Genomic DNA, 21,090 nt, shown 5'->3' on the forward strand with positions numbered 1-21,090 from the left:
ATACGTGTAGAAGGAAAATTCTTATCGAAAAAACTAAAGGTGAAAGTGGACTTGGGAGACTCAGATGAACAGATCGCAGAAGGTGAAAAGCTTTCCGAAATATTAACCAATAAAAAGTCGTATGCCTTCATATTGAACTATATGTCTAAAATTGGCTATGAATTAGCAAATACATTCAATCTAACTGATAACTATAACGGTTCCGGCGGAAACAAAAACTACAGAATAATATATGAACATACAACTTAGTGTAAATAGAGATTTGAACGCAAATGACATTCTGCAGTTGTATCAATCTAATAAATGGAGTGCAGCCGAAAAACCAGAACTACTGATAAAAGCACTTTTAAATTCGCATTCTCTGGTTACTGCCTGGGATGGTACAACATTAGTGGGCCTCGGCAATGCAATTTCCGATGGGTATCTCGTCGTTTATTACCCTCACCTACTGGTACTACCCTCCCATCAAGGCAAAGGAGTTGGGCGTTTGATTATGGATAAAATGCAAGAGATTTATAAAGGGTTTCATATGCAGATGCTCACCGCCGATGGTAAGGCTATTGAGTTTTATAAAAAGAACGGCTTTGAACGAGCTGGTCAAACGGAGCCGATGTGGATCTATTCTGGTGGTGATCATTAAATCTAAGGAAATAACAAAGCTCGAGCAACAGCTTGTTAAAGAAGATCCGAGTTTATCACATTTGGAAACTAAAGGACGAGGAAATTTTGGCTCGGATATTTATTATCGATAAACAACAAAAAAGATTGCGAAAAAGGAACCCGACAGAAAAAATATGACGATGATTTTGGAGAAGGGAATGGTGTGTTTTGGGATTAATTATTAAATATGAGTCTATGAATACAGATTATAAAAATAAAACCTTAGATTTAAAAACAAAATTTTCAAATCAAAACTTTGTGAATTATGATTTCACAAAAACAAATTTCAATAGTGCCATATTTGAAAATACAAACTTTGAAAACTGTTTATTTGATTCCTCAGATTTAAAAGGTTCCAGAATTTTTTACGAATCAAATTTTGAAAATTGTACATTTCATAAAATTAATTTATCTAATACAACGATCGGTAGCCATAAAGGAGTTTATAAAAACTGTGTTTTTGAAAATTGTGAATATAAAAGTAAAGGCTTTAATCTTACACATTTTATAGGTTGTAAATTTATAAAGGCAAAATTCACAACGGTCAATTTTAACGGCAGTAAATTTCGGGACTGCATGTTTGATGCAAAATTTAAAGATGTTACATTTAACGGCATCTACGATTCTAATCCTGATCCTCAGGTATGTTTAAATAACTGTGATTTCTCCAATTCTAATTTTGGAAATTTTGTAAGTTTTGACAATTGTGATTTATCAACTTGCGTACCACCGAAAGACAGAACATTTGATGAAATTTTATATCAAGTTGATTTGTCAAATCCTAAATTATTAAGTACAGGTACCCCTGACCGCATTGTAATCACATTCTAATTATGATCTATCCCGCATTCTTGCTAATATTACTCTTCTAGTTAAAAGGCTTAGAAGTAAGGGCGCAATTGTTTGATCAGGACAGCCTGAAATTAATATCTCGGCAGTTTGCCTTTACAGAAAGGCCGGCAGTGGACAAGGACGGGAATATCTATTTTACTGACCAGCCCAATAACAAAATCAATTTACTGTACATAATTATATCTAAAATCTGATTAATGGCAATTGAAGCTTTTTAGTTCAAAGTAACAATACTCACAGACCAGTTTGATCTTTGCAAACTCTTCAGCGTATTGGTTCCAACCATTATTTCTGATCCTGACCTTTTCACATTCATCACACCATGCTTGAAAATCGTCATCTTCACCAAGTTCCATCCCTTTGTATGATTCAAAAGCCTCTTCAAATCCCTTCCGATGCTCCAAGTTAAGATGCTGGCAAACAAAGGCCGGTCTCGACCTCCCATGGATTTTGCATTCAACTTTTGCCTGATTAAAATGAATAACTTCCCGAGAATTTTCTTCCAAAACACCGGTAATGAGAAGATAGCTTTGAAGTTTTTCGGAGGGAGCTCTATATACTCCTATCCCCCCCAAAGTAGCTAATGATATCGCCGTAAACTCCCAACAATCGAATTCATCAGCCGAGAAGGTACCTGCTGTCAATTTTGGATAATCGTTTACGATGCCAAATTCCCTAACAGCAAGTGTACTGTCCTTGTTAGGCTCGAAACTATGATCATTGAACCAACTCCACATCCATGTTTCTGATGTAAGCGAAAAGGTACCAATAGGAATATATTTTAGATACAATTGATCTGTATCGTCATTGTATAGCCGCAAGAGAGCGAGTTCAGCATCATAATACCAATGCTGATAGCTGCTGATGCTCAATTGTTCCATAAACCTCTCCTGAATCTGCATAAGTTCCCGACATTTTTTATCGGCAAACTGTTCGTAATCTATTTTCAACGTTGTGTATCTTTAATTTTCAGCAGCCTTTATAATATGTAGAGCTTGATAGCTTTTAGGATGGTTCTTAAATTGAATTAACAACCAATATAGCATCATCATATCCCATAACTGCCTATAAGCTTGAATAATCATTTGTAATCAATATACTAAATAGATATGGAACTTATCGCTATGGAGTGATATATTTTGTCTATTTAAAGTCTCTTTTGTAAATTCAGCAACTTGTTAGCCACATTCCTTAGAAATTTAAAAGATGACCACTAAAAAGGGCTATTACTTATGTTTCATAATGGAAGAAATTTATTTTTTATTTGATGGAATTGATTATTTATTGTGGAATCCAAGCGAGCGGAAAAAGTTCTTTTTACAAAGAGAATCATTTTAATAGCCATGTTCGGATTTCGATGGATCTACTGAATACGCGTAATAAGGAAGAGCGGTTTATAAAAACTTGTCTTGAAACACAACAGGCCTTTGTCATAGATAATACAAATCCGACGAAAGCAGATCGAGCAAAGTATATTCAACTCGCTAAAACACATAAATACAAAATAATAGGATACTACTTTAGCTCTAGCCTTCAGTCCTCGCTGGAAAGAAATAGTACGAGAATAAATAAAGAAAGAATTCCCGATATCGGCATTCGCGGTACGCATAAGAAGTTACAGATACCTGCTCTTGACGAAGGCTTTGACAAATTATATTATGTTTCCTTAGATGCAGGCATATTTACCATTAAAGACTGGCAAAATGAAATTTGATGATCTAGATAAAAAATTACGTATTTATGAGACATATCAGGACAGGCAGGTCCTACCTGGAATGTATATGGTCGCGCGGATTGATGGTCGGAATTTCACAAAGCTGACAAAAGAAAAACATGATTTCCAAGCGCCTTTCGACGAGCGGTTTAGGGATATGATGGTCGAAACCGTAAAGCACCTCATGTGCTGTGGGTTTAATATTATTTATGGATTTACGGAAAGCGATGAAATCTCTCTACTATTTCATTTACGTGAGAATACATTCGGAAGAAAAACCAGAAAATTGATTTCTATCATGGCAGGTGAAGCAAGTGCGAAATTCTCCTCTATGTTAGGTGATGTTGCTGCATTCGATTGTCGGATATCTGAATTGCCAAATGCGCTACTCGTCGAGGATTATTTCAGATGGCGGAATGAAGATGCTCACCGTAATGCGTTAAATGCGCATTGTTACTGGAATCTAAGGCAAAACGGTAATAATAAAAACGAGGCCACCAAACGAATTGAAGGTCTTAGCGTTTCAATGAAGAACGAACTGCTGCATACCTATGGTGTAAATTTCAATGACCTGCCGAACTGGCAAAAAAGAGGAATTGGAATATATTGGGAAAATGTGAAATCAACAGGTGTTAATCCTTTGTCGAATGAAACAGTTGAGGTTATCCGACGACAATTGACCACCGATATGGAGCTGCCTATGGGGGATGCTTATAATCGTTATATTGCCGACTTGATCCAAAAGAATGAAGCTTAATGAACTAGAACATGTAAGCAATCTTAGAACATGTTTTAAAAAATTATATGATATCCATTATGTTTCCTATCGATCATGAATTTAAAATGGTATATGTATTATACATCCTGCTGTTCTGCTATATTATCTATCGGATTTTAGTAGGCGGAAAAGGAGAAAAAGTTCGACTGATACTTATTGTGTCCATTAGCCTTATACTTAATACTTTTCTATACATAGACCCCGCTAATTTTCAGGGTGGTGCATCATTAAGTGTGCTATTTTACTCGTTAATCATTTGGCTGTTAACCAGCCTAGTAACAGTTGTCAATTGTATTTTTTCAAGTTGGATAAAGAAACACAAGGTTACATCATAAATCATTACCTTTATTTGATGTTTCCAAAACAAAGGATTGCTTTTAAATATGCGCAAATTTCCGATAGAATTAATTCACTATGAGTCATTTAGAACCTGCTCCATTATGGACATTAGTAGCTAACATCAAACGGGAAATTAGCTATGGCGAAGGAAAACGACAGACCCGTATCGGCACGAAACAGTTTAGCGCTGGTACCAAAGTATATATTATAGATTGGTTCGCCGGTATGACCGAAGATATTACTGTAATCGGATTGACGAGGGATACCAAAAGGTTAATTACGATTGTAATCCGCGCCGAGTGGATTGAAAACCTACGGATCAAACTCTGTTATAACCCTAAAATTTGTTCAAAAATAAAGGCTTACTATGACAAGGAAGAAGGCGGGATGCAGCGATTTACAGAACAATTTATCAATGAAATGTTTATCGGTATCCCACAATGGAATAGGCCTGAATCAAATTAGCTACTAACTTATATATTAATATACATACCCTCTATTATTTAGTAAAGGTGATTTAAAATTAGATATTGATACAAAAAGACAAAGATGAAAATCCATATTGTTAGCGACCTGCATAGAGAATTTGGATACAACGATATCAATCTGAATATAGCAGACGTACTTGTATTGGCTGGAGATACTGATCTAGGGGTGAAAGGGATCAACTGGCTCAAATCGCTTTCTTTGGATATGCCGATCATTTATGTACTGGGCAATCATGAGTATTATAAGGGAGCCTATCCGAAAACATTACATAAAATCAAAGATGCCGCAAGTAACTCAAATATCCATGTGTTGGAAAATGAATCTTTGGAGATCGACCAGGTTTGTTTCCATGGCTGCACACTCTGGACTGATTTTTCCTTAAAGGGCAATCCTGCTGCATATGGGTCGCTATGTCAAAGCCGTATGAATGATTATAAGAAGATCAGACTAGGTGACAGTTATGCCAAATTGAGAAGCATCGATACGTTTAGAATCCACCAAACTTCAAGGAAATGGCTGGAGGAGAGTCTTAGTGTCAATCAAGCGAAGCATAATATCGTAGTGACGCATCATGCGCCGAGCATTCAATCCCTGCCAATGAAGTATTTGGACGATCCAATCAGTTCAGCTTACGTCTCGGATATGGAAGCCTTTATCTTAAAGCATCAACCCTCCTATTGGATTCATGGCCATTTGCATACTCCTGTAAACTATAAAATCGGCAACACCGAAATTATATGCAACCCGCATGGATATATTGATGAGCCGCATAATGGATTTAATAAAAATCTTATTATAGAGATTTAAACCGCTCTCTTATTTGTTCGCCTCAATTGGATTTTGTAAATTCAAGATATAAGCCATTGCATGAAACAGTTCATTAAACAATTCCATCTTTCTGTCCTCACTGTTCTCGTTATTGGGTGCAAGGATCCAACTCGCACAAAGACAATGGATTTTGGTCTATTTACGATTGAAGTTCCTTATAAATGGCAGCAGGTCAAACAAGATGGAATCGACAGTTATGTCGGTGCAATTGCTGTAGACAACACGGATACGCTTTACTTCGATCTGGGTATGTATTCAAATACGCTGACAGAACATAATATAGAAATCATTACGAGACAAATGATGGAGGAAAGCGCAACAGACTCTTCGGACTATATTATTGTAAAAGATATGCCGATACTGGATTTGGATCTCGATGCCGATATGTACAGAAAACAAAATGTATCCTGGGATACCATTGATAATAGACCTGCCAAAATCGTATTTCCTAGGGTATTAGGAAAAGGTACGACGGGGATATACGTCGGCGACCTATGGGGAGACTCTTCAAAAGTCCGATTTAATCTTCACGGTTCAAACCTGAAAGCGCAAACAGAACAGGATCTTCTTAAAGCGATAAAAACATTGAGATTCCATAAACGTAATATAGGTAATGAAGAGAATTAACGCTCCCCTATTTGTACACCTCAGTTTTATGGCTTTGACATTTTATGCAGCATTCGCAGACGGTGATTGGCTGAGGTACTTTACGGGGAATTTAAATTTTAACCTGATTATCTTTGGATTGCAGGTTGCAGCACTTATTTATGCAGGACACCTACAAGCGCAAAGAAATAGAAAGATTTTCTCCATATTCTGGCCAGCATTGATTGGGTTGATCATACTTATATCGTGTGTACTCATTACGGGAAATTATCAGTTTAATACCAATATAAATATCACGATTTTATGGCTGATTCCTGAGGCTTATTACATAGCATATGATGTTTTAATAGCTTATCTCATCAAGGAAATACCGCTCCCATTGAATATAAATTGGCAATTCCAAGCCAAATGCATTTATACTATTCTCTCTGCCATATTTCCCTTGATCGGATACACTGTATTTAAGTTGAAAAGAGTACGCTCAACACGTAAATAAGAATCTATGGAAGGTAATTGCGATAAATATGGTCTTACACATATCGCTTATGATGAATCTTGTATCCCATTAATCGATCAATTAAGGAAGCATCATGCCGGAGAGATAACTTTTGAGCCCTTAGATGGTTCGCGCTAAATTTATTCTCCATTCCAAAAACTCTTTTTATATATTAGATGCAAAGCGATACTTTTAGAGTGATAAAACTGACTGCAAATGACCGACAAAATCGACCAATTTTTTAACGCGTATTTGACCAAGGAAGTAGGTTCTGTTTACACAGAAGATATTCCAAAAGACATGATAGCGTCCGAGGTAAACGAAGATGGCTGGTATAAATGGAAACCAACTCCAGGGACAATGACCGCTGAAGATTACAAAAGAGTAGCGATACAATTTGGTGTTACTTTACCTGAAAGCTTTATTGAATGGCATAAACGTTATTTCTTTGCTGAGTGTGATTGTTCGATAGTTCGGTTACCTCACTCCTTGCCTTCCAAACCGTTAGCGGAAATAATATCCAATCTAGACTGGTACATACCTGAACAACTCATCCCCCTCGGCCTGATTCCATTTGCGAGTGAAGGCAATGATACTGGACCACTGGTATTTGATACGAGAGGCTCCGTAGAAACAAAAGATTATCCGATTAGAGTCTACGACCACGAATATGATGGCGAACTCGACGGATTGAGCGAAATTATCTTTTCATCATTCGACAAGATGTTGGCATGCTTGACCCATTTTCTGAACGAAACTAATACAAGGAAACATTTTGAAGTAATCGCTGACTTTTATGCTATCGATCCAGACGGGGCGGGTTCTACTGGTCGGTCCTATTGGGAAAGCTGGATAGCAATGGGCAGGGCGAACTTCGAGGAATTTGGATATTAAAGTCTGAATCCAATAAATGAAATCGTAGTATATGAAGGAAACTCTTTTAGTATTGGATTTGGACGAGACCTTGTTGTACGCTACAAAAGATAAGTTGATACAGCAGGAAGACTTTGTTGTAGGTCAGTATTATGATGGGACTGGTCGTTTATATGACGCATATCCAACATTTAAATTCGCTGCATTAAATGGGAATTAATTAAGGACTTTTTCGCAAATAGAATTAATTCCGTTATGTAAGACAGAAAACCTTTAAGATAGCTGCAATTATAGAACCTTAGAGTTTTTCGACCTCTTCGACTGAAAGCCCTGTGCCTTTAGCAATATCAGCTATAGGTAATCCCATTTCCTTAAATGCTTTGGCAGTCTCAAGAGCTTTTTTGCGCTCCCCTTCTGCCAGACCTTTAGCTTTACCTTCTGCCAAACCTTTAGCTTTACCTTCTGCCAAACCTTCCGCCAAACCTTTAGCGTGACCTAAAGCTTCTCCGGATTTCATGGCCGAATTGAATACGCTCTCCGCATCGCGCTTATGTTTTAAACTTGCTTCGTATGACATGAGTTCCTCCTCCGTTAATTTACCTATCTCTCCTATCTCAAAGATAAGACCAAATATTCTTTTATCCAAAAATGATGGCAATCTATCCATGGTACTCAAGTGTTTAAGTAAGTACAACCATTGATCCATCACTGTCTTTAGTTCTTCCGGCTGTTTATTAAACAATGGAAGCGAAATCATTTTATACCCCAATTTATCATAAAATATTTCTTTGGTCAATTTGTCACAAAGCGCCACATCATAGAAATAAGGGCGCTCTGTGACACGGGATATACCAGAACTTCCGTTTCTATCCATATCAAACTCCAAAATACCAATAAAGTAAACCTCCGGTAGGTAATAATCACTGCCCTTCTTGCCTCGCGCCAATTGTTTATTGATCAGACGTGAGGTATAATACACCGCGCGGTCCTTAAAAAATTCTTGAAAGAGCTGCTGCATCTCAATGATGAAAACCTCGCCATCGTTGCCGATACAATGTAAATCAAATACAACACGACGCATTTCCTCATAGTCGCCATCTTGTTCTACAGGCTTAAATCTTAGATCCGAAATTATCTTCTCTCCATGAAATAGACTATTGAGAAACTCAATTAGTAAGATTTTGTTGTCCTCTCTACCAAAGTAAAATTTCCAACCGAAATCGGTACGTGGATCTACATACCTACCTAAATGTCTTTTTGATTTAGCCATAATACTTATTAATTGGTTATCAGGCAAATATACAATAATAGATTTAAAAATACTAACATAATTAGCAAAAAAAAAAGAACACAGACAAGAAAGTAATTTATATTGATAATCAATCGCAGAGCTGAAAAGTTACATTTTCCGGATTCTCTGCCTTTTATCTTTTAAATACTGATGTTTTAGAAGCACAGATAAACTATTGTAGATGATAAGATCACAGCACTAAAAATGCAAGGCCATAGCCAAAATGCATTGCCGCAGGTTACCAGGAGTGATAAAACCCCTACCTCCATAATAATAACGGGTATTAAATAGATTTTCGGCGGTCAATTTACATTGAAATTGTCGATAAACATAACCTATATTAGCATTGCAAAGTGTATAAGCGTCTGTATAAAAACTTCCAGCACTTGTACTGTTAATAATCAGATCCTGACCAACATAATTTCCTCCTAACCCAACATTCCACTTGCTATCCTTATTTGCCGGCAGTTCATAGCTAGCATACCAGGTGAAAGACCATTTTGGACCAGCATTTACAGGCCTTAATCCCTGAACGGCAGCATCAGCAACCGTTAACTTACTAGCGTTGTACGCTCCACCCGCATGGATAAAAAAATTGGTCAGAGGTTCGGACTGTATATCGAACTCTACACCACGACTATACTGTTTTCCTCCCTGAATATATTTTGTGGCATCTGCTGGATCTGTAATCACCGAATTGCGTACCCGGATATCATAGTAGCTCAGTGTAAGGTCAAGTGCATTGTTTGGAACCGCTATTTTGACACCGGACTCGAACTGGTTGCCGTATTGGGGTTTAAAATTATATAGAATGCCGTTGGCACTTGTCGGTGCGAGATTTTGAAATCCGCTCATATAATTTCCGAAAACTGTTATAATTTTTGGAATAAGCTGATAAGTCAGCCCTATTTTAGGTGTAAGGGACGACTGCTTATAATCCGCAGTTGTAATGCCAGTCAACAGATCCTTCGTACCCAAATTGATCAATCTGTCGTACCGGGCACTGAACATCAGCGTCAACGCATCGGTGGGTTTGATGACATCTGAAACATAAGCCGAGTAGCTGTTCTGAGGAGCGACCGAATTGTTGGGCTGCCTGGAAAGTACGATACCGCGGATCAGGTCTGCATGAAATAAATTTGCTGTAGTCGAAGGATCAGCAAGCGATACCGTATCCACATAACCTGCATTTTTATAATTTGCCCCATAACTATAGCGCTGGTAGTCAAGACCGATCAGTAATTTATTGTCCCAGCCTCCTAGCTTAAAATTACCGATAAAGTTTTGCTGAACCTGATAGTTGCTGATATCCTCGGATTCATAGTGTAATACCTTCCTTGCTACCGCAGTATTATTGTCGAGCAGCAGGTTTGTCTGATAATCGCCATTGGACGTGCTGTTTGTACTGGCGAGGTTTGTTTCAGACTGCCAAAACGGCGAGATGGCATAGCTTATCTTTCCATAAAAATTCAGTGAGGAGGTTCGCCATAGCAAGCTGTTATTCGTATAAGAACTGAAGTAGTCCAGATGGAGATCGTTCGCATGCTGTACGTTTGTGGCAACGCCGCCGATAAGGGGATTGCCAGGTGTAAACAAAGGATTATTGGTGGTATTTCTCCGCAAGAATTCGGCTTCGATCCTAACCTTAAGGTCAGGACTCAGCTGGTAGCTAAAACTTGGTGCCAGAAAAAGGCTTTTATTCAATCCCTGATCCTGGAAACTCTTTCTGGAGGTGAATGTCGCAAACATTCTGAACAGGGATCTGTGTGCTGAATCAAGTGCTGTATTTATTTCAACACTGCCACGGTGCAGGGCATTGTTGCCCGCTGCGAGCGAAATAGTTGTAAATGTACTATCCACGGGAATATAGGTGAGAACATTGATCAATCCCCCGAAAGCCATATTTGTACCACCAAACAAGGTACCACTCGGTCCTTTGATTACATCCAGCTGTTGTATGTTGCTATTGTCATCGCTATAGTGTAAGTAAGCATTGAGGCCATTTCTAAAATTGCTTCTGGTACGAAATCCACGAATAGTGAAATACGGTGCAACCCCTGCCCAGCTGGGTGTCACCCCCGCTGCATTTGCCAACATAGCTGTCTGGGTATAATAGTTTCTATTTTTAGTCAGGTTGATACCTACACTTGTTGTAACCTGTGGATTCTCGTAATCAGGTATGTTTATCCTTGCTGACTGATAGCTAGACCTATCTTTCCTAAACTGGGATTTAATAAAAACAGAGTCAAGCTGTTTTGGCAATAGCGTATCAGCATGGTGCGCCTGCGCATCGGCGCTAAAAATTGTAAATAGAAGCATAAAAATTAAAAAAGACTTTAAGTATAGCGTTTTCAAGGGTATAATAAATTAAATTTGACCAATATATACCCACAACAGATTTGTTGCCTGTAACAATATAGCTCAAGCCATCCTGGTACAAACAACAATCTGATTTTGCGGGTTTGCATAGCTGGCTTATTTCGCAGCGCTGTTACGTTCTCTCAAATATTCCAAAATAGCTCTGCCTTCGTCCTGCTGCAGTCCTAAGCTAATCATAGGAGAACTGAAACCTTTGCTCAGCGCTATTGCATCGGCGTCTTTTTCGAGCATAGTCGCGGGATCCAGCATCATATTCATGATCCACTCTGGCGTACGCCGCTTTACAACGCCATCCAACGAAGGCCCCACCAAGGTACGTTCGAAATCGTGGCACATGGCACATTTGGACACAAAGAGCTCCAGGCCTTTATTGGCTAGCTGTGCGTCAAATGGTTTGCGTTCGACAGCGCTAACAGGGCCCACTCCTTTGGATCCATCTGATTTAAAATCCAACATGGCTGCTTCTGCTGAAGCTGCCGGTTGGTTTGCCGTTGTACTACTGTTGCTTTCTTTCTTCTTGTCTCCATTGCCTCCGCAGGCGATCATCCCGATGATAGCGAGACAGGAAAGGATTACGTTGATTCGTTTGTTCATTTCTCTTTATGTTATGGTGATTAAAAACTTTATAAACTATGGTACAGCCAGCAACCGCCCCAATTTTTACTTAATGATGTAGACCTGGTATTTGATATCATCCTGATTTGCTTTCTTGCCGTCTTTCCACAACTCAACGATAATTTCCCATTGGCCGGCCATGGAGAAGTTTATTTCTCCTTCATAGTAACCTTGTCCAATGGATTCAGCATCCTTATTACCCGATGAGCCATGCCCCATAGCTGGCATAGTTGTTTTCAGCTTGATGAGGTATCCATCCAATGGTGGAAAATCATGCTGCTCCATCCTACTCATCAGAAATTTGATCGGATGCTTTCCTTGCTTTACGGTATCCGGCAGCAGATTGGATATAAACACGCGGCTATCATCCCGTGTACCGGAACTCATCGTCCGCATTGTCTTTGCAGCGGATACGGGAAGTTTTATGGCTATGGTATCCTTTTTCCCTTCCGTTTCAAGGATTGTATACAAATGCCAACCCGGTCCCATATCCGGTATATCAGCCATGATAAACACCATTGACCCTCGGTACCAACCCTCGCCCAGGGCAACAGGATGTTCAAAAGGTCCTCCATGCTTCATCATTCCCATATCCATCTGTGGGTAAAAGTCAAGTGATGAACTATTGAAGGGTTTACCATCTTTGTCCTTTACCTGTAAATAAACCGTATGGTATTTATTGTCAAGTTTAGCATCGGCATAGACCTTAAATGTCAAGCCCTTGTAGACGGTATCTGCGATAGCAATTAGCTTAGATTCGTCTGGAATAGCAGGTGTCGCGGAATCATGGGCACCAACATGTTTTTTCTGGGAATTCTGTTCAGTACAGGCAATAGCAGATAGGACAACCGAAAGTGCCACGAGAAATTGGAATACTTGTTTTGATAAATTCATTGAATTGTTTTTTGCTATCCTTTATCCAGCAAAAGCTGGATATCGGCTATGATTTTTGGAATTGAATCTGTTTTTGTCCCGTCGTATACGGCTCTGACCCTAAAAGCAGTATCGACAAGTGTAAAGGCACCACTATGGTCGAATCCTCCTGGAGCATTCGGATCTTCCTGTGCAAACGAGAAATAACCGTCAGCACCAGCGAGCTTATACAGCTCGGTTTTCGGACCGTTGAGGAAAAGCCAATTGGATGGTGCTCCCAGTTCTGCTGCATAGCGCTTCAACACATAGGGCCTGTCGTATTTGGGGTCTACGGTGTGCGATACGATCACGATTCTAGGGTCGTTCGCAAAGTGCTTTGCTAATTTAAGCAGATTGCGGGAGGTGATCGGGCAGATTGTAGGACAACGCGTGAAAAAGAAATCAGCTAGGTAGATTTTTCCTTTCAATGTCTTTTTGGACACCATGCTACTGTCCTGATCCAACAGTGTAAAATCGGGTATTGTATGGTATAAAGTATCGATGACCTTAACACCATCGTTAATCCTTTCCTTAATGTCTCGCTCACCTAAGATAGGGAGCGGACCGGAAGAGGATGATGGCGTACATGCAATAAATTGAGATGCCAAAAATGAAGATAAGGCCACAACTATCCCTATACGGGAATATGTGCTCATGAGATTTTGATTTAATTATTATTAACTATTGCAATTGAAAATGCCATCTCGTCGAATAGCTTATCAATTGCTCACACGTTATAAAATAATTTAAACCAAGGGTGGATGGAAAATTGTAAAAGTGGGATTGTAGGAATAATCTTGTTTGTACTCTGGGTAAGACAAACTAATACAATCTTCATTGCATATGGAAGACATATCAAAAGAAAAATTGTGGGAGTTGTCGATAAAGACTACGTCAATAATACGGGATTCAAGATTTTTTTGTTCTTTTTCCTCATGTTCGCGCATTTTCTTCATCAAAATACACTGACCACGACAGGACAGTGCTTTTTCATTAAAGCGATTCACACATTCATTGCGTGCGATATAATCCCTGTTCAATTCAAATACAGACCATAGCCATACATTTGAGAAGCTCTGTAAGAGCATCAATGGCAATAAGATCCATATGAACTGTTTCGCTTTCATGTTTAGTTAATCCGCCAAATATAAAAACGAAAGATGGAATAAGCAACCTTATCGGAGGAAGAATTGAAAATTATTTAAGGACATTACTAAACTGTAATATTTACTTGGAAGTGAGATATAGTTATTTCCCTATGCATCTTACCATTGAATCTAACGGTAGGCTCAGCGGACAAAAGGCGGTCATCGACCAAGGCTGTTGATTTTGTTTCATTGCTAAAATCCATAATGCGCAATATATGTCTCCCTGAACATAAAAGCATCAGATGATTCATCAACGACAAAATTGACAACTCTCTTTTCTACGCCCCCGCTGTCTCCACCATATTTCTGGCTGTCAAAAGATGCCGGAAACGGAAATTTATTGATTTCAGAAAAATCCATTTTTTGTTTGCCTGTGTCAAGCTCTTCCTTGCTGACTTTTTTAAAGGCTTCAACAAAATAAGACCCAAACATATCATACACGAACCCGGCATATACTTCGGGAGTAATCTGCTCATCGAAAAGATTGCATTTACAGGAAATAGAAACTTCCGTGGTCGTCATCCCATTGTATTTTCTGTTCCTGTAGGCCGGATGAAATTTTACCGTATCCGTATTGTAGATAGAGTCATAAAAAAACTTATGGGTCTCATTCATCACATCAAAAGATAATGTAAACGAATAATTCCCTTTCTGCATTAACTTTTTGGGACTCAATATTTTAGTCCATATGTAATCAAAAACGTAATGGGATATCTGGGCATCAACTCGGGGTCTTTTGAGCAGAATAGAAGCTCTTGATAGCCCCTCATCGTCATCAATGCTCCAAAACCTGTTAATTGTAACTTCCATACCTTATGAATATTTAATATCGATTTTAAAGGTTTCAATATGTGCGCTGACCGCTTCAAGGACTTCTGTCGGACAGTGTAACTCCAAGATTTTCCTGTTCCTGAACGTAAAAATTATACTAGAATTTCGCAAGCTGGTGGGGCATCATTCCTATGTATTTTTCCAATTATGCGGGGTTTATTTTTATTCATCATTTTGTTTCAGGTATTTTATCGGTACATCCTCTGTCAGCCAAACACCATTGTCTGAAACGAAAAACCGAAAATTGTCATTATACATTTGTTCTGCAAGCACTTTGAAAACAAATGGTTTCCCATGTCTTTGGCCAACTTTTATTGCTGTTTCAATGTCGCTACTTAAATGAACATGTTGTCTATTCCGTTTTTCAAGTCCTGCGTTTAAAATGGATTGGACTGATTTTTCACTTGTTCCGTGGTATAAAATTTCTGGTGGTTTTTGATTTGTGTAGCCTAACTCAATTTCTACTGAATGTCCTTGACTAGCTCGTATCCTATCAAGTGTATCATTAAATGCAAATCTCTTTTTAGAATTTGTTGCTACAATGTGACTAAGCGTTTCTCTGTCTAACTTTATTCCGTAGTTGTTTACTTTTTCAATTAAGTTATCTACATCAGTCCAACCATTTTGGTCAAGTTGAATACCGATTGTTTCAGGTTGGTGTCGTAATACCAAACTTAAAAACTTGCTTATGTTTATTTCGCTATTACCCATAATTCTAATATTAGGAGCCTAAAAGTCTCTGCCACCACGTCCGCGCCGCTTTTGGCAAGCTGCTGTTATGTGCAGTAATTTTTTCCTCTTTCATTATTTCTGTCACGTCCTTAATTAAACCGTCCACCATTGGTGAAAAATTTTTGTACTTTTTATATTGAACTTTTATAATATGATATGAATTCTTAGCTATCTCATTTGATGAGCTGTTTGTTCTAATAATTATTCTGCAAAGTTGTTCAATACAATCTCTTATCATATTGTGGTTATCTGTTCCTTTTATTACGCCCTCAAGGATTTCAAGAGCTTTATTATTTTCACCGGTCTCAACATATAACTCTGCCAATTGTCGATTGTAGATGTCGGTTAGAAAATCTTTATCAATTTTTTTGAGTGTCAATTTATAAGCTTCTATCTCTGAAACCTTGTCGTCTGCATATTTCGCGTATGTCCTATACAAACCTAGCTCTTCCTCAGTCCAAGCTTTATCTTGTTTGATCCATTCAGGTAGTTTTGTCAAAAATAGTTCTCTTTCATTTGTCGAATAGAGAAAATACAGTTCGTCCTGAATTGGTAATTTGTAACATCTGAAATAGGACTTCTTCATTTCTTTCCAATCGTCAATGTCTGCCTGCGAATAAATACAACTTTCTTCCGCTTCTCCAATATACTTTAACAGTTCAGTTTTCATTGGGTTGTCCACTGTTTTTAAATATTGGTAGGTTTCTTTGAGTCCTGCCGAAACCAAATATTCACCATCAAATCCAATTCCGCTATCAAAATCAATATTTTTAGCTTCAAGAAACAACCAAACGATTTCGGGAGAATTGAAAAGTGTCAGAATGAAGGCACAGAAATATAAATTATCAATAGCACCGTCTTTTCCATATTTTCGCCATTCCTTTTCTTCTTCAAAAAGATACTTTACGATTTCATAGTCGGTCTGTTTAAGATCATTGTAAATTGCAATATTTAGTCTTAATCGGTCAAAGTGTTTTGAATCTATGGCGTCTTTGTCAAAGCGATAATTGTCCAAGAGTTTTGGGTTCTGTCGGACTAAGTCGAGTTCAGTTATATATTTTTCTACTACTGTCACGCTGCCTTGGTATTATTGTGCATCAATCTCAAATATACGCAATCCAGCAAATTAGAAAATAAATTCTAAACTTCATCCCTCCTGCTGTATCTAATATCCATTTTATTCAGTTCCAATTACCAGTTTTCATTTCCAAGACGAACTGGCTAAGATCAAATATTTTCAATGGTTGACTATTCGATACGCTCTTTATCATGGCTTGGTGATAATCGGCTTTGGATATTTTGCTCCAGTCTACACATTTTTTTAATTGCTTTTTGAACATGAGATCCAGCCAAATACGCGTACTTCGTCCGTTGCCTTCCATAAATGGATGAGCAATGTTCATTTCCACATATTTGTCTACTATCGCAAATTGAAAGCCTCCTTTGGCAATATTCTTTGCGCGGATCTGTCCCGCGAAATCATACAGTCCACCAAATAAATAGGCATGTATCTGCTGTAGACCTTTGACAGTGCCTACTTCAATGCTTTCAATGAATGAGCTTTCAAACAGGGCATAAGCTTTACTTTTACTCTTACCGTCGATGGTTTCGTCGCTATAGGTAAACCATTCTATAAAACGGTTTGCTTTGGTGCTAGGGAAAGTCTTTCCTAAAGCGATTATGCCATCATGATCCAGCATATCCGAATTATACCTTTTCCCGTCAGCAGCAAGAAGTTTCAGTTGGGTAGTGGCACTAACCAACTCACTTTTCTCTTTCTTAAGCTTGGCTTTGAGGTATTTCCAATAATTTCGGGTTTTGGTATAATCATTCTGATCGGTCAAAACGGCCACAATGTCCAACACTGAAAACCACCATTTGCTAAGCTCTTCATCCCAAATAGCGCGTACCTCTCGGTCATCAAAAAAACGAATGGAAACTTTATTCATCATGATCAAGCTGTTTGATTTCCATTGTACATATTAGTATTTATCTTCTGCTGGATATCGGGCAAGTGATTTTCAAACCTTTTATTGATCCGTTCGAATCCACCTATCTCATCAAAGGGCTCTTTGTCGAGATCTTCGAAAGTAACAATGCCTTCGACGATCATCTGCTTTTCAATCTGCTGGAGCAAACTCTTCTGCGGCACGGTCCAATTTTGTTGCTGGTACAGCTGTAGAAAGACTTTTTTAACACGATCTTTTCAGCTTTCAAGTGCGGATCCAAGCATATAGGTACGAATATAAGCAATAATATCGGTAGCCACATCCTGTCTTTTTGCATTTTTCCATGCATCATGTGGCGTGCGAAGATTGCAGCCCTTGGTATCAGGTAATAAGCTCAGTTCCCTGAAGCGCCCACGCTTTAATTGCGTCGGAGATGTGGCGATCAATTTAAGCGTAGATATCTTGTTTTGATTTTCTTCAAAATACTTCCTGGAGCATCTGTTTGTCAAGGCTCAGATCGGCAACATGGGCGTTCTCTTCTTCCAGCTGACGGAGCCTACACAGCTCCGAGACGCCCGGACCGCCGTATTTCTTCTTCCAGTTGTAGAATGTCCTTGCGACTTAGTAAATCATAATTATTCTTCCTGCCATTTAATCCCGGGATACATTTCTCCAGTTAATAAGTAAAATTGTAGTATTTCTAAACCATCTTTATTATCAACAAGCAATGCCGTAGGGTACTCATCCCTTTGTCCATTTGTCAATATAAAGTCTTTCATTTCACTAGTTGTCCCTTTCGGATTATGCGTAGTGTAACCCGCGTCGCCATTGAATCGGAGATATATTGCAAATGAATGAGTTGAATTTTTCAATAATATAATTGAACTTTCATCATGTCCGCTAAGGGTATATTCAACAAATTCGGTTTCATGAAACTGTACAACTACAGTTTTCAATTCCACCAACGTAGTGATGGAAAACTCCTTTCCATTGGCAACCAAGCTTAGCGCTGTAGGATTTGACAGAACTTCAATTCCATTGAAGACACTTGAAACATTTTCCATTTGTAATACAAAATTTTGGACAGCAATTTTTTCGTCCTCATTGTCAGTTATGCCACTTATTGAAATCGCATGGTCCGCCGTAGCAGAAACACTCAGATTACAAATATGAAATGAGCCTGAAATCTTATCGCTGATATCTTGTGCTTGAAGAAAAGCCTGTCTGGATCTTATAATTTTTTCCTTAAGTCCATCAGGTAAATGGTCGAATTCTGCTGTGTCCATAGTGTCAATATTATTTTTCTGCAATTTCTTTTAAAAAGGTTAGGAAGTTATCTGCATATAATTCAAATTCCCACTCACCACTCCCGTGTATACTTGTATAAATTGGTGCATCATTTTCTGTTATTTCATTAATGTCTATGCAATACGGGTCAGCTCCAGCATCAGCAATTACAACAAAATTCTTTGGCCAATCGGCAATTGATTTGTTAGTTACCGGATTAAATGAATAGCCTTCTTGTCTAGTTATTAGCTCAGAAGCTCCATATAAATGTAGACCTTGAAAGTATTTTTTGCTGTCAATAAATACGTTTAAAGGCGAGTAGTTTTTAAGGAACAGCAAATAATTTTCCGGTAATTTCCATTTTTTCTCTATGTTTAAAATGTCGGTTTTATCTGCAACAACTAGCCAGTCTGTAGGGTTTGATAGATCTGGGTTTTTAGCTCTTTGTGCTTGGAGTTTTCTGTTAAGTTTTGAAACAATTTTTTCAAGTTCTGTTTTTGGATTTTCCAGCGAATTATGAGTTTTCGGTTTAGGATAGCCATCACCGTCCTGAAAGCCATTTTTCTGCCAGATTTCTATTTCTTCTATTCTTAAATCTGTTACTTTCCAATAACCTGGGTCTTTAGGTAGCTCCCTGTCAAATGCTTGTCTGCTAAATAATGAGATGCTTTTGATTGCTTTTGCACGTATTGATGTATTAATACTCTCGTTTTTTAGAATTTCGATCAATGCCGGGTATGATTGTTTGCCGCTGGTTTTTAATAGTCCGTCAATGCCCCAATAGGTTAATTCAGGCTGAGTGATGCACCATTCGAAAAAGTCAGCGTAATTGGCTTCATCTTCGTTTACAAGTTTGATAATATCAGTCATTAGGAAATTTCGCCAATGCAAAATTTGTCCATTCCTTGCGTAATCTGTTAAGATATTTAAAACATATTCTCTGTCAGTTGATGAATATTTTTTCAATAATTTTTCTGTCAGTTTGGAAAATTTACCCCCATCTGTTTCGTCAACTATTTGCTGTCTTAATTTCTGTAAGTTTTTGTCTGTCATAAAAATATTATCAAAGTTTGGTTTTATTTTTACAAGTTGTAAATTATAACCGTTTGTAAATGATTTAATCAGTCCTTTTTGGGTATATCCTGGTATACATCTTTTAAAATCATTCAATATAAAATGTCCTATATATCCATTCTTAATAGTCCTTCTTTTAATCTTTTTATACCGTCGCTCGTGTTCAGACACTCTTTCGGGCTCAGGTTATCAAGTGCTGGGATTTTCCGATCGATCCAGTCCAGACCTCCCTCTCTTAATTTTGCGAAGATTACCTTAGCTATATCTGACTTGTTATCCAGGTTTTCCTCCAATAGCTTCTGATCTACGGATTCTGTCCAGTAACTCTCAGCCCAATACACCATATTATCCCAGGCGATTTTACTTTTTTCGTCAAAATATTGTTCGAGCCTTATATAGTCCTGCCTGTTCGCTTCTGTTGCCATTTTATTCAAACGCATTAGTTAGTTATTTTCATATTTGATATGATCAATAATAAACTCTTTTAAATCCTTTAAAACCGGTTCGTGTTATGTTTATCCAATAATTGATCAATCGAAGGTCTTTCAAAGTTTAATGCTGTCAGAATTTTTATTGCTTTTTCCTTATCTTCAATTAAAGCCTTCTCATACTCAAATACAAGTCCGGTGGTCAATAATCTCTGGTCACCTGTAAGTCCGTCAAAACTTATACATTTCGCTGGTATTTCATAGTCTACCCACTGTTCTTTAATGAATTGTTGTAATTGTCCGAACGCAGGATTTCCAATTTCTCTGCCTTTTATCCTTGTTGGAATAATAAAGTCCTGTTGACAATTTTTAGGTTGATCTTCAATTATTATCCAAGCCTCTCGATTAACACCATATTCTTCAAAGCAGCATTCCATTGCATCTTCCATAGTGTAAGAGAAATGATCCCAATCTGCAGAACTATCCTGTAAGCTGTAATAACCAAAAAGATAAACTCCGCCTTCTGCCTGACAAAGCATAAGTTTTTTTGTTTTCTCGTCTATGTTTTGAAATACTACTTTTCTCATTACATGTAAATATGATATAAATTGCTGTTCTAATATAATATCTTACCTATAATATTCTGACCAAGCTTGGAAATAAGGTTGTAGCTTTTCACTGAGATTCATCTTGACCCATTCCCGATCAACTTCATCCTCCGTGTATAATATTTCGAGGATACCAACATGCACGATATTGATGATTTCACAGTTGTGACGTCAATTTCTTCTAACGGCTTCATCTGGAAT

The 21,090-nt window shown here is 38.1% G+C and carries 26 protein-coding genes and 3 pseudogenes; 12 read left to right on the forward strand and 17 right to left on the reverse strand.

Annotated features, from left to right (window positions below; all coding sequences use genetic code 11):
* The 3 genes from ABDW32_RS20315 to ABDW32_RS20325 all read left to right on the forward strand — a co-directional run.
* The coding region (locus ABDW32_RS20315; protein ID WP_343565668.1) for a hypothetical protein at window positions 1-249 on the forward strand (249 nt) is incomplete at its 5' end.
* Window positions 233-640 carry a GNAT family N-acetyltransferase gene (locus ABDW32_RS20320; protein ID WP_343565669.1) on the forward strand — a complete coding sequence of 136 codons (408 nt, stop codon included), beginning with the start codon at window positions 233-235 and terminating at the stop codon, window positions 638-640. The genes ABDW32_RS20315 and ABDW32_RS20320, both read left to right, overlap by 17 nt.
* A 215-nt stretch (window positions 641-855) precedes the next feature.
* The gene (locus tag ABDW32_RS20325) at window positions 856-1,491 is read left to right on the forward strand and encodes a pentapeptide repeat-containing protein (protein ID WP_343565670.1); all 636 of its coding nucleotides are present in this window, start codon (window positions 856-858) and stop codon (window positions 1,489-1,491) included.
* Window positions 1,492-1,706: 215 nt separating this feature from the next.
* On the opposite strand, the gene ABDW32_RS20330 is transcribed toward ABDW32_RS20325, so the two are convergent.
* On the reverse strand, window positions 1,707-2,462 hold the full coding sequence (locus tag ABDW32_RS20330; protein WP_343565671.1) for a DUF6882 domain-containing protein: 756 nt from the start codon (window positions 2,460-2,462) through the stop codon (window positions 1,707-1,709).
* A 317-nt stretch (window positions 2,463-2,779) separates the two neighbouring features.
* On the opposite strand from ABDW32_RS20330, the gene ABDW32_RS20335 reads away from it, so the two are divergent.
* The 9 genes from ABDW32_RS20335 (at window position 2,780) to ABDW32_RS20375 (ending at window position 7,855) form a co-directional block, all read left to right on the forward strand.
* Window positions 2,780-3,226 (forward strand): AAA family ATPase, encoded by a 447-nt coding sequence (locus ABDW32_RS20335; RefSeq protein ID WP_121124851.1) that lies wholly within the window; start codon window positions 2,780-2,782, stop codon window positions 3,224-3,226.
* Window positions 3,216-3,983 (forward strand): tRNA(His) guanylyltransferase Thg1 family protein, encoded by a 768-nt coding sequence (locus tag ABDW32_RS20340; protein WP_343565672.1) that lies wholly within the window; start codon window positions 3,216-3,218, stop codon window positions 3,981-3,983. Before ABDW32_RS20335 ends, ABDW32_RS20340 begins: the two co-directional genes overlap by 11 nt.
* A 435-nt stretch (window positions 3,984-4,418) precedes the next feature.
* A complete protein-coding gene (locus tag ABDW32_RS20345) occupies window positions 4,419-4,808 on the forward strand; it encodes a hypothetical protein (protein ID WP_343565673.1) in 390 nt (129 codons plus the stop codon).
* 84 nt (window positions 4,809-4,892) lie between these two features.
* Window positions 4,893-5,639: a metallophosphoesterase gene (locus ABDW32_RS20350; protein ID WP_343565674.1), complete on the forward strand. Its 747-nt coding sequence runs from the start codon at window positions 4,893-4,895 to the stop codon at window positions 5,637-5,639.
* Between the two features lie 60 nt (window positions 5,640-5,699).
* Window positions 5,700-6,287 carry a hypothetical protein gene (locus ABDW32_RS20355; RefSeq protein WP_343565675.1) on the forward strand — a complete coding sequence of 196 codons (588 nt, stop codon included), beginning with the start codon at window positions 5,700-5,702 and terminating at the stop codon, window positions 6,285-6,287.
* Entirely contained in the window at window positions 6,274-6,762 is a 489-nt protein-coding gene (locus tag ABDW32_RS20360) for a hypothetical protein (protein WP_343565676.1), read from the forward strand. The genes ABDW32_RS20355 and ABDW32_RS20360 overlap by 14 nt, the downstream gene beginning before the upstream one ends.
* A 6-nt stretch (window positions 6,763-6,768) precedes the next feature.
* Window positions 6,769-6,900, forward strand: coding sequence for a hypothetical protein (locus tag ABDW32_RS20365; protein ID WP_343565677.1), 132 nt, complete (start codon window positions 6,769-6,771; stop codon window positions 6,898-6,900).
* 78 nt (window positions 6,901-6,978) lie between these two features.
* Window positions 6,979-7,656: an SMI1/KNR4 family protein gene (locus ABDW32_RS20370; RefSeq protein ID WP_343565678.1), complete on the forward strand. Its 678-nt coding sequence runs from the start codon at window positions 6,979-6,981 to the stop codon at window positions 7,654-7,656.
* A gap of 31 nt (window positions 7,657-7,687) precedes the next feature.
* Window positions 7,688-7,855: a hypothetical protein gene (locus ABDW32_RS20375; protein ID WP_343565679.1), complete on the forward strand. Its 168-nt coding sequence runs from the start codon at window positions 7,688-7,690 to the stop codon at window positions 7,853-7,855.
* Between the two features lie 78 nt (window positions 7,856-7,933).
* On the opposite strand, the gene ABDW32_RS20380 is transcribed toward ABDW32_RS20375, so the two are convergent.
* The 16 genes and pseudogenes from ABDW32_RS20380 to ABDW32_RS20455 form a co-directional block, all read right to left on the reverse strand.
* Window positions 7,934-8,905: an Rpn family recombination-promoting nuclease/putative transposase gene (locus ABDW32_RS20380; RefSeq protein WP_343565680.1), complete on the reverse strand. Its 972-nt coding sequence runs from the start codon at window positions 8,903-8,905 to the stop codon at window positions 7,934-7,936.
* Window positions 8,906-9,124: 219 nt separating this feature from the next.
* Window positions 9,125-11,245 carry a TonB-dependent receptor gene (locus tag ABDW32_RS20385; RefSeq protein ID WP_343565681.1) on the reverse strand — a complete coding sequence of 707 codons (2,121 nt, stop codon included), beginning with the start codon at window positions 11,243-11,245 and terminating at the stop codon, window positions 9,125-9,127.
* A 156-nt stretch (window positions 11,246-11,401) separates the two neighbouring features.
* On the reverse strand, window positions 11,402-11,899 hold the full coding sequence (locus ABDW32_RS20390; RefSeq protein ID WP_343565682.1) for a c-type cytochrome: 498 nt from the start codon (window positions 11,897-11,899) through the stop codon (window positions 11,402-11,404).
* Window positions 11,900-11,965: 66 nt separating this feature from the next.
* A complete protein-coding gene (locus ABDW32_RS20395) occupies window positions 11,966-12,814 on the reverse strand; it encodes a FixH family protein (RefSeq protein ID WP_343565683.1) in 849 nt (282 codons plus the stop codon).
* A gap of 14 nt (window positions 12,815-12,828) precedes the next feature.
* A complete protein-coding gene (locus ABDW32_RS20400; RefSeq protein ID WP_343565684.1) occupies window positions 12,829-13,488 on the reverse strand; it encodes an SCO family protein in 660 nt (219 codons plus the stop codon).
* A 90-nt stretch (window positions 13,489-13,578) separates the two neighbouring features.
* Complete coding sequence (locus ABDW32_RS20405) at window positions 13,579-13,959, reverse strand: hypothetical protein (protein WP_077433838.1); 381 nt, start codon at window positions 13,957-13,959, stop codon at window positions 13,579-13,581.
* Window positions 13,960-14,172: 213 nt separating this feature from the next.
* Window positions 14,173-14,790, reverse strand: coding sequence for a hypothetical protein (locus tag ABDW32_RS20410; protein ID WP_343565685.1), 618 nt, complete (start codon window positions 14,788-14,790; stop codon window positions 14,173-14,175).
* A 183-nt stretch (window positions 14,791-14,973) separates the two neighbouring features.
* The gene (locus ABDW32_RS20415) at window positions 14,974-15,522 is read right to left on the reverse strand and encodes an RNA 2'-phosphotransferase (protein WP_343565686.1); all 549 of its coding nucleotides are present in this window, start codon (window positions 15,520-15,522) and stop codon (window positions 14,974-14,976) included.
* A gap of 10 nt (window positions 15,523-15,532) precedes the next feature.
* Entirely contained in the window at window positions 15,533-16,618 is a 1,086-nt protein-coding gene (locus ABDW32_RS20420) for a hypothetical protein (RefSeq protein ID WP_343565687.1), read from the reverse strand.
* 184 nt (window positions 16,619-16,802) lie between these two features.
* Window positions 16,803-17,177 (reverse strand): annotated as a pseudogene (locus ABDW32_RS20425) (hypothetical protein); the annotation flags it as partial.
* 320 nt (window positions 17,178-17,497) lie between these two features.
* A pseudogene (locus ABDW32_RS20430) lies at window positions 17,498-17,737 on the reverse strand (type I restriction-modification enzyme R subunit C-terminal domain-containing protein); the annotation flags it as partial.
* A gap of 235 nt (window positions 17,738-17,972) precedes the next feature.
* Window positions 17,973-18,104 (reverse strand): annotated as a pseudogene (locus ABDW32_RS20435) (IS3 family transposase); the annotation flags it as partial.
* Window positions 18,105-18,127: 23 nt separating this feature from the next.
* Window positions 18,128-18,778, reverse strand: coding sequence for a hypothetical protein (locus tag ABDW32_RS20440; protein WP_343565688.1), 651 nt, complete (start codon window positions 18,776-18,778; stop codon window positions 18,128-18,130).
* A 10-nt stretch (window positions 18,779-18,788) separates the two neighbouring features.
* A complete protein-coding gene (locus tag ABDW32_RS20445; protein WP_343565689.1) occupies window positions 18,789-19,949 on the reverse strand; it encodes an SMI1/KNR4 family protein in 1,161 nt (386 codons plus the stop codon).
* 11 nt (window positions 19,950-19,960) lie between these two features.
* Complete coding sequence (locus ABDW32_RS20450) at window positions 19,961-20,293, reverse strand: hypothetical protein (RefSeq protein ID WP_343565690.1); 333 nt, start codon at window positions 20,291-20,293, stop codon at window positions 19,961-19,963.
* A gap of 53 nt (window positions 20,294-20,346) precedes the next feature.
* Complete coding sequence (locus tag ABDW32_RS20455) at window positions 20,347-20,868, reverse strand: hypothetical protein (protein ID WP_343565691.1); 522 nt, start codon at window positions 20,866-20,868, stop codon at window positions 20,347-20,349.
* Window positions 20,869-21,090 lie beyond the last annotated feature (222 nt).

Source organism: Sphingobacterium sp. (assembly GCF_039596235.1).
In the GTDB taxonomy this organism is placed as follows: domain Bacteria; phylum Bacteroidota; class Bacteroidia; order Sphingobacteriales; family Sphingobacteriaceae; genus Sphingobacterium.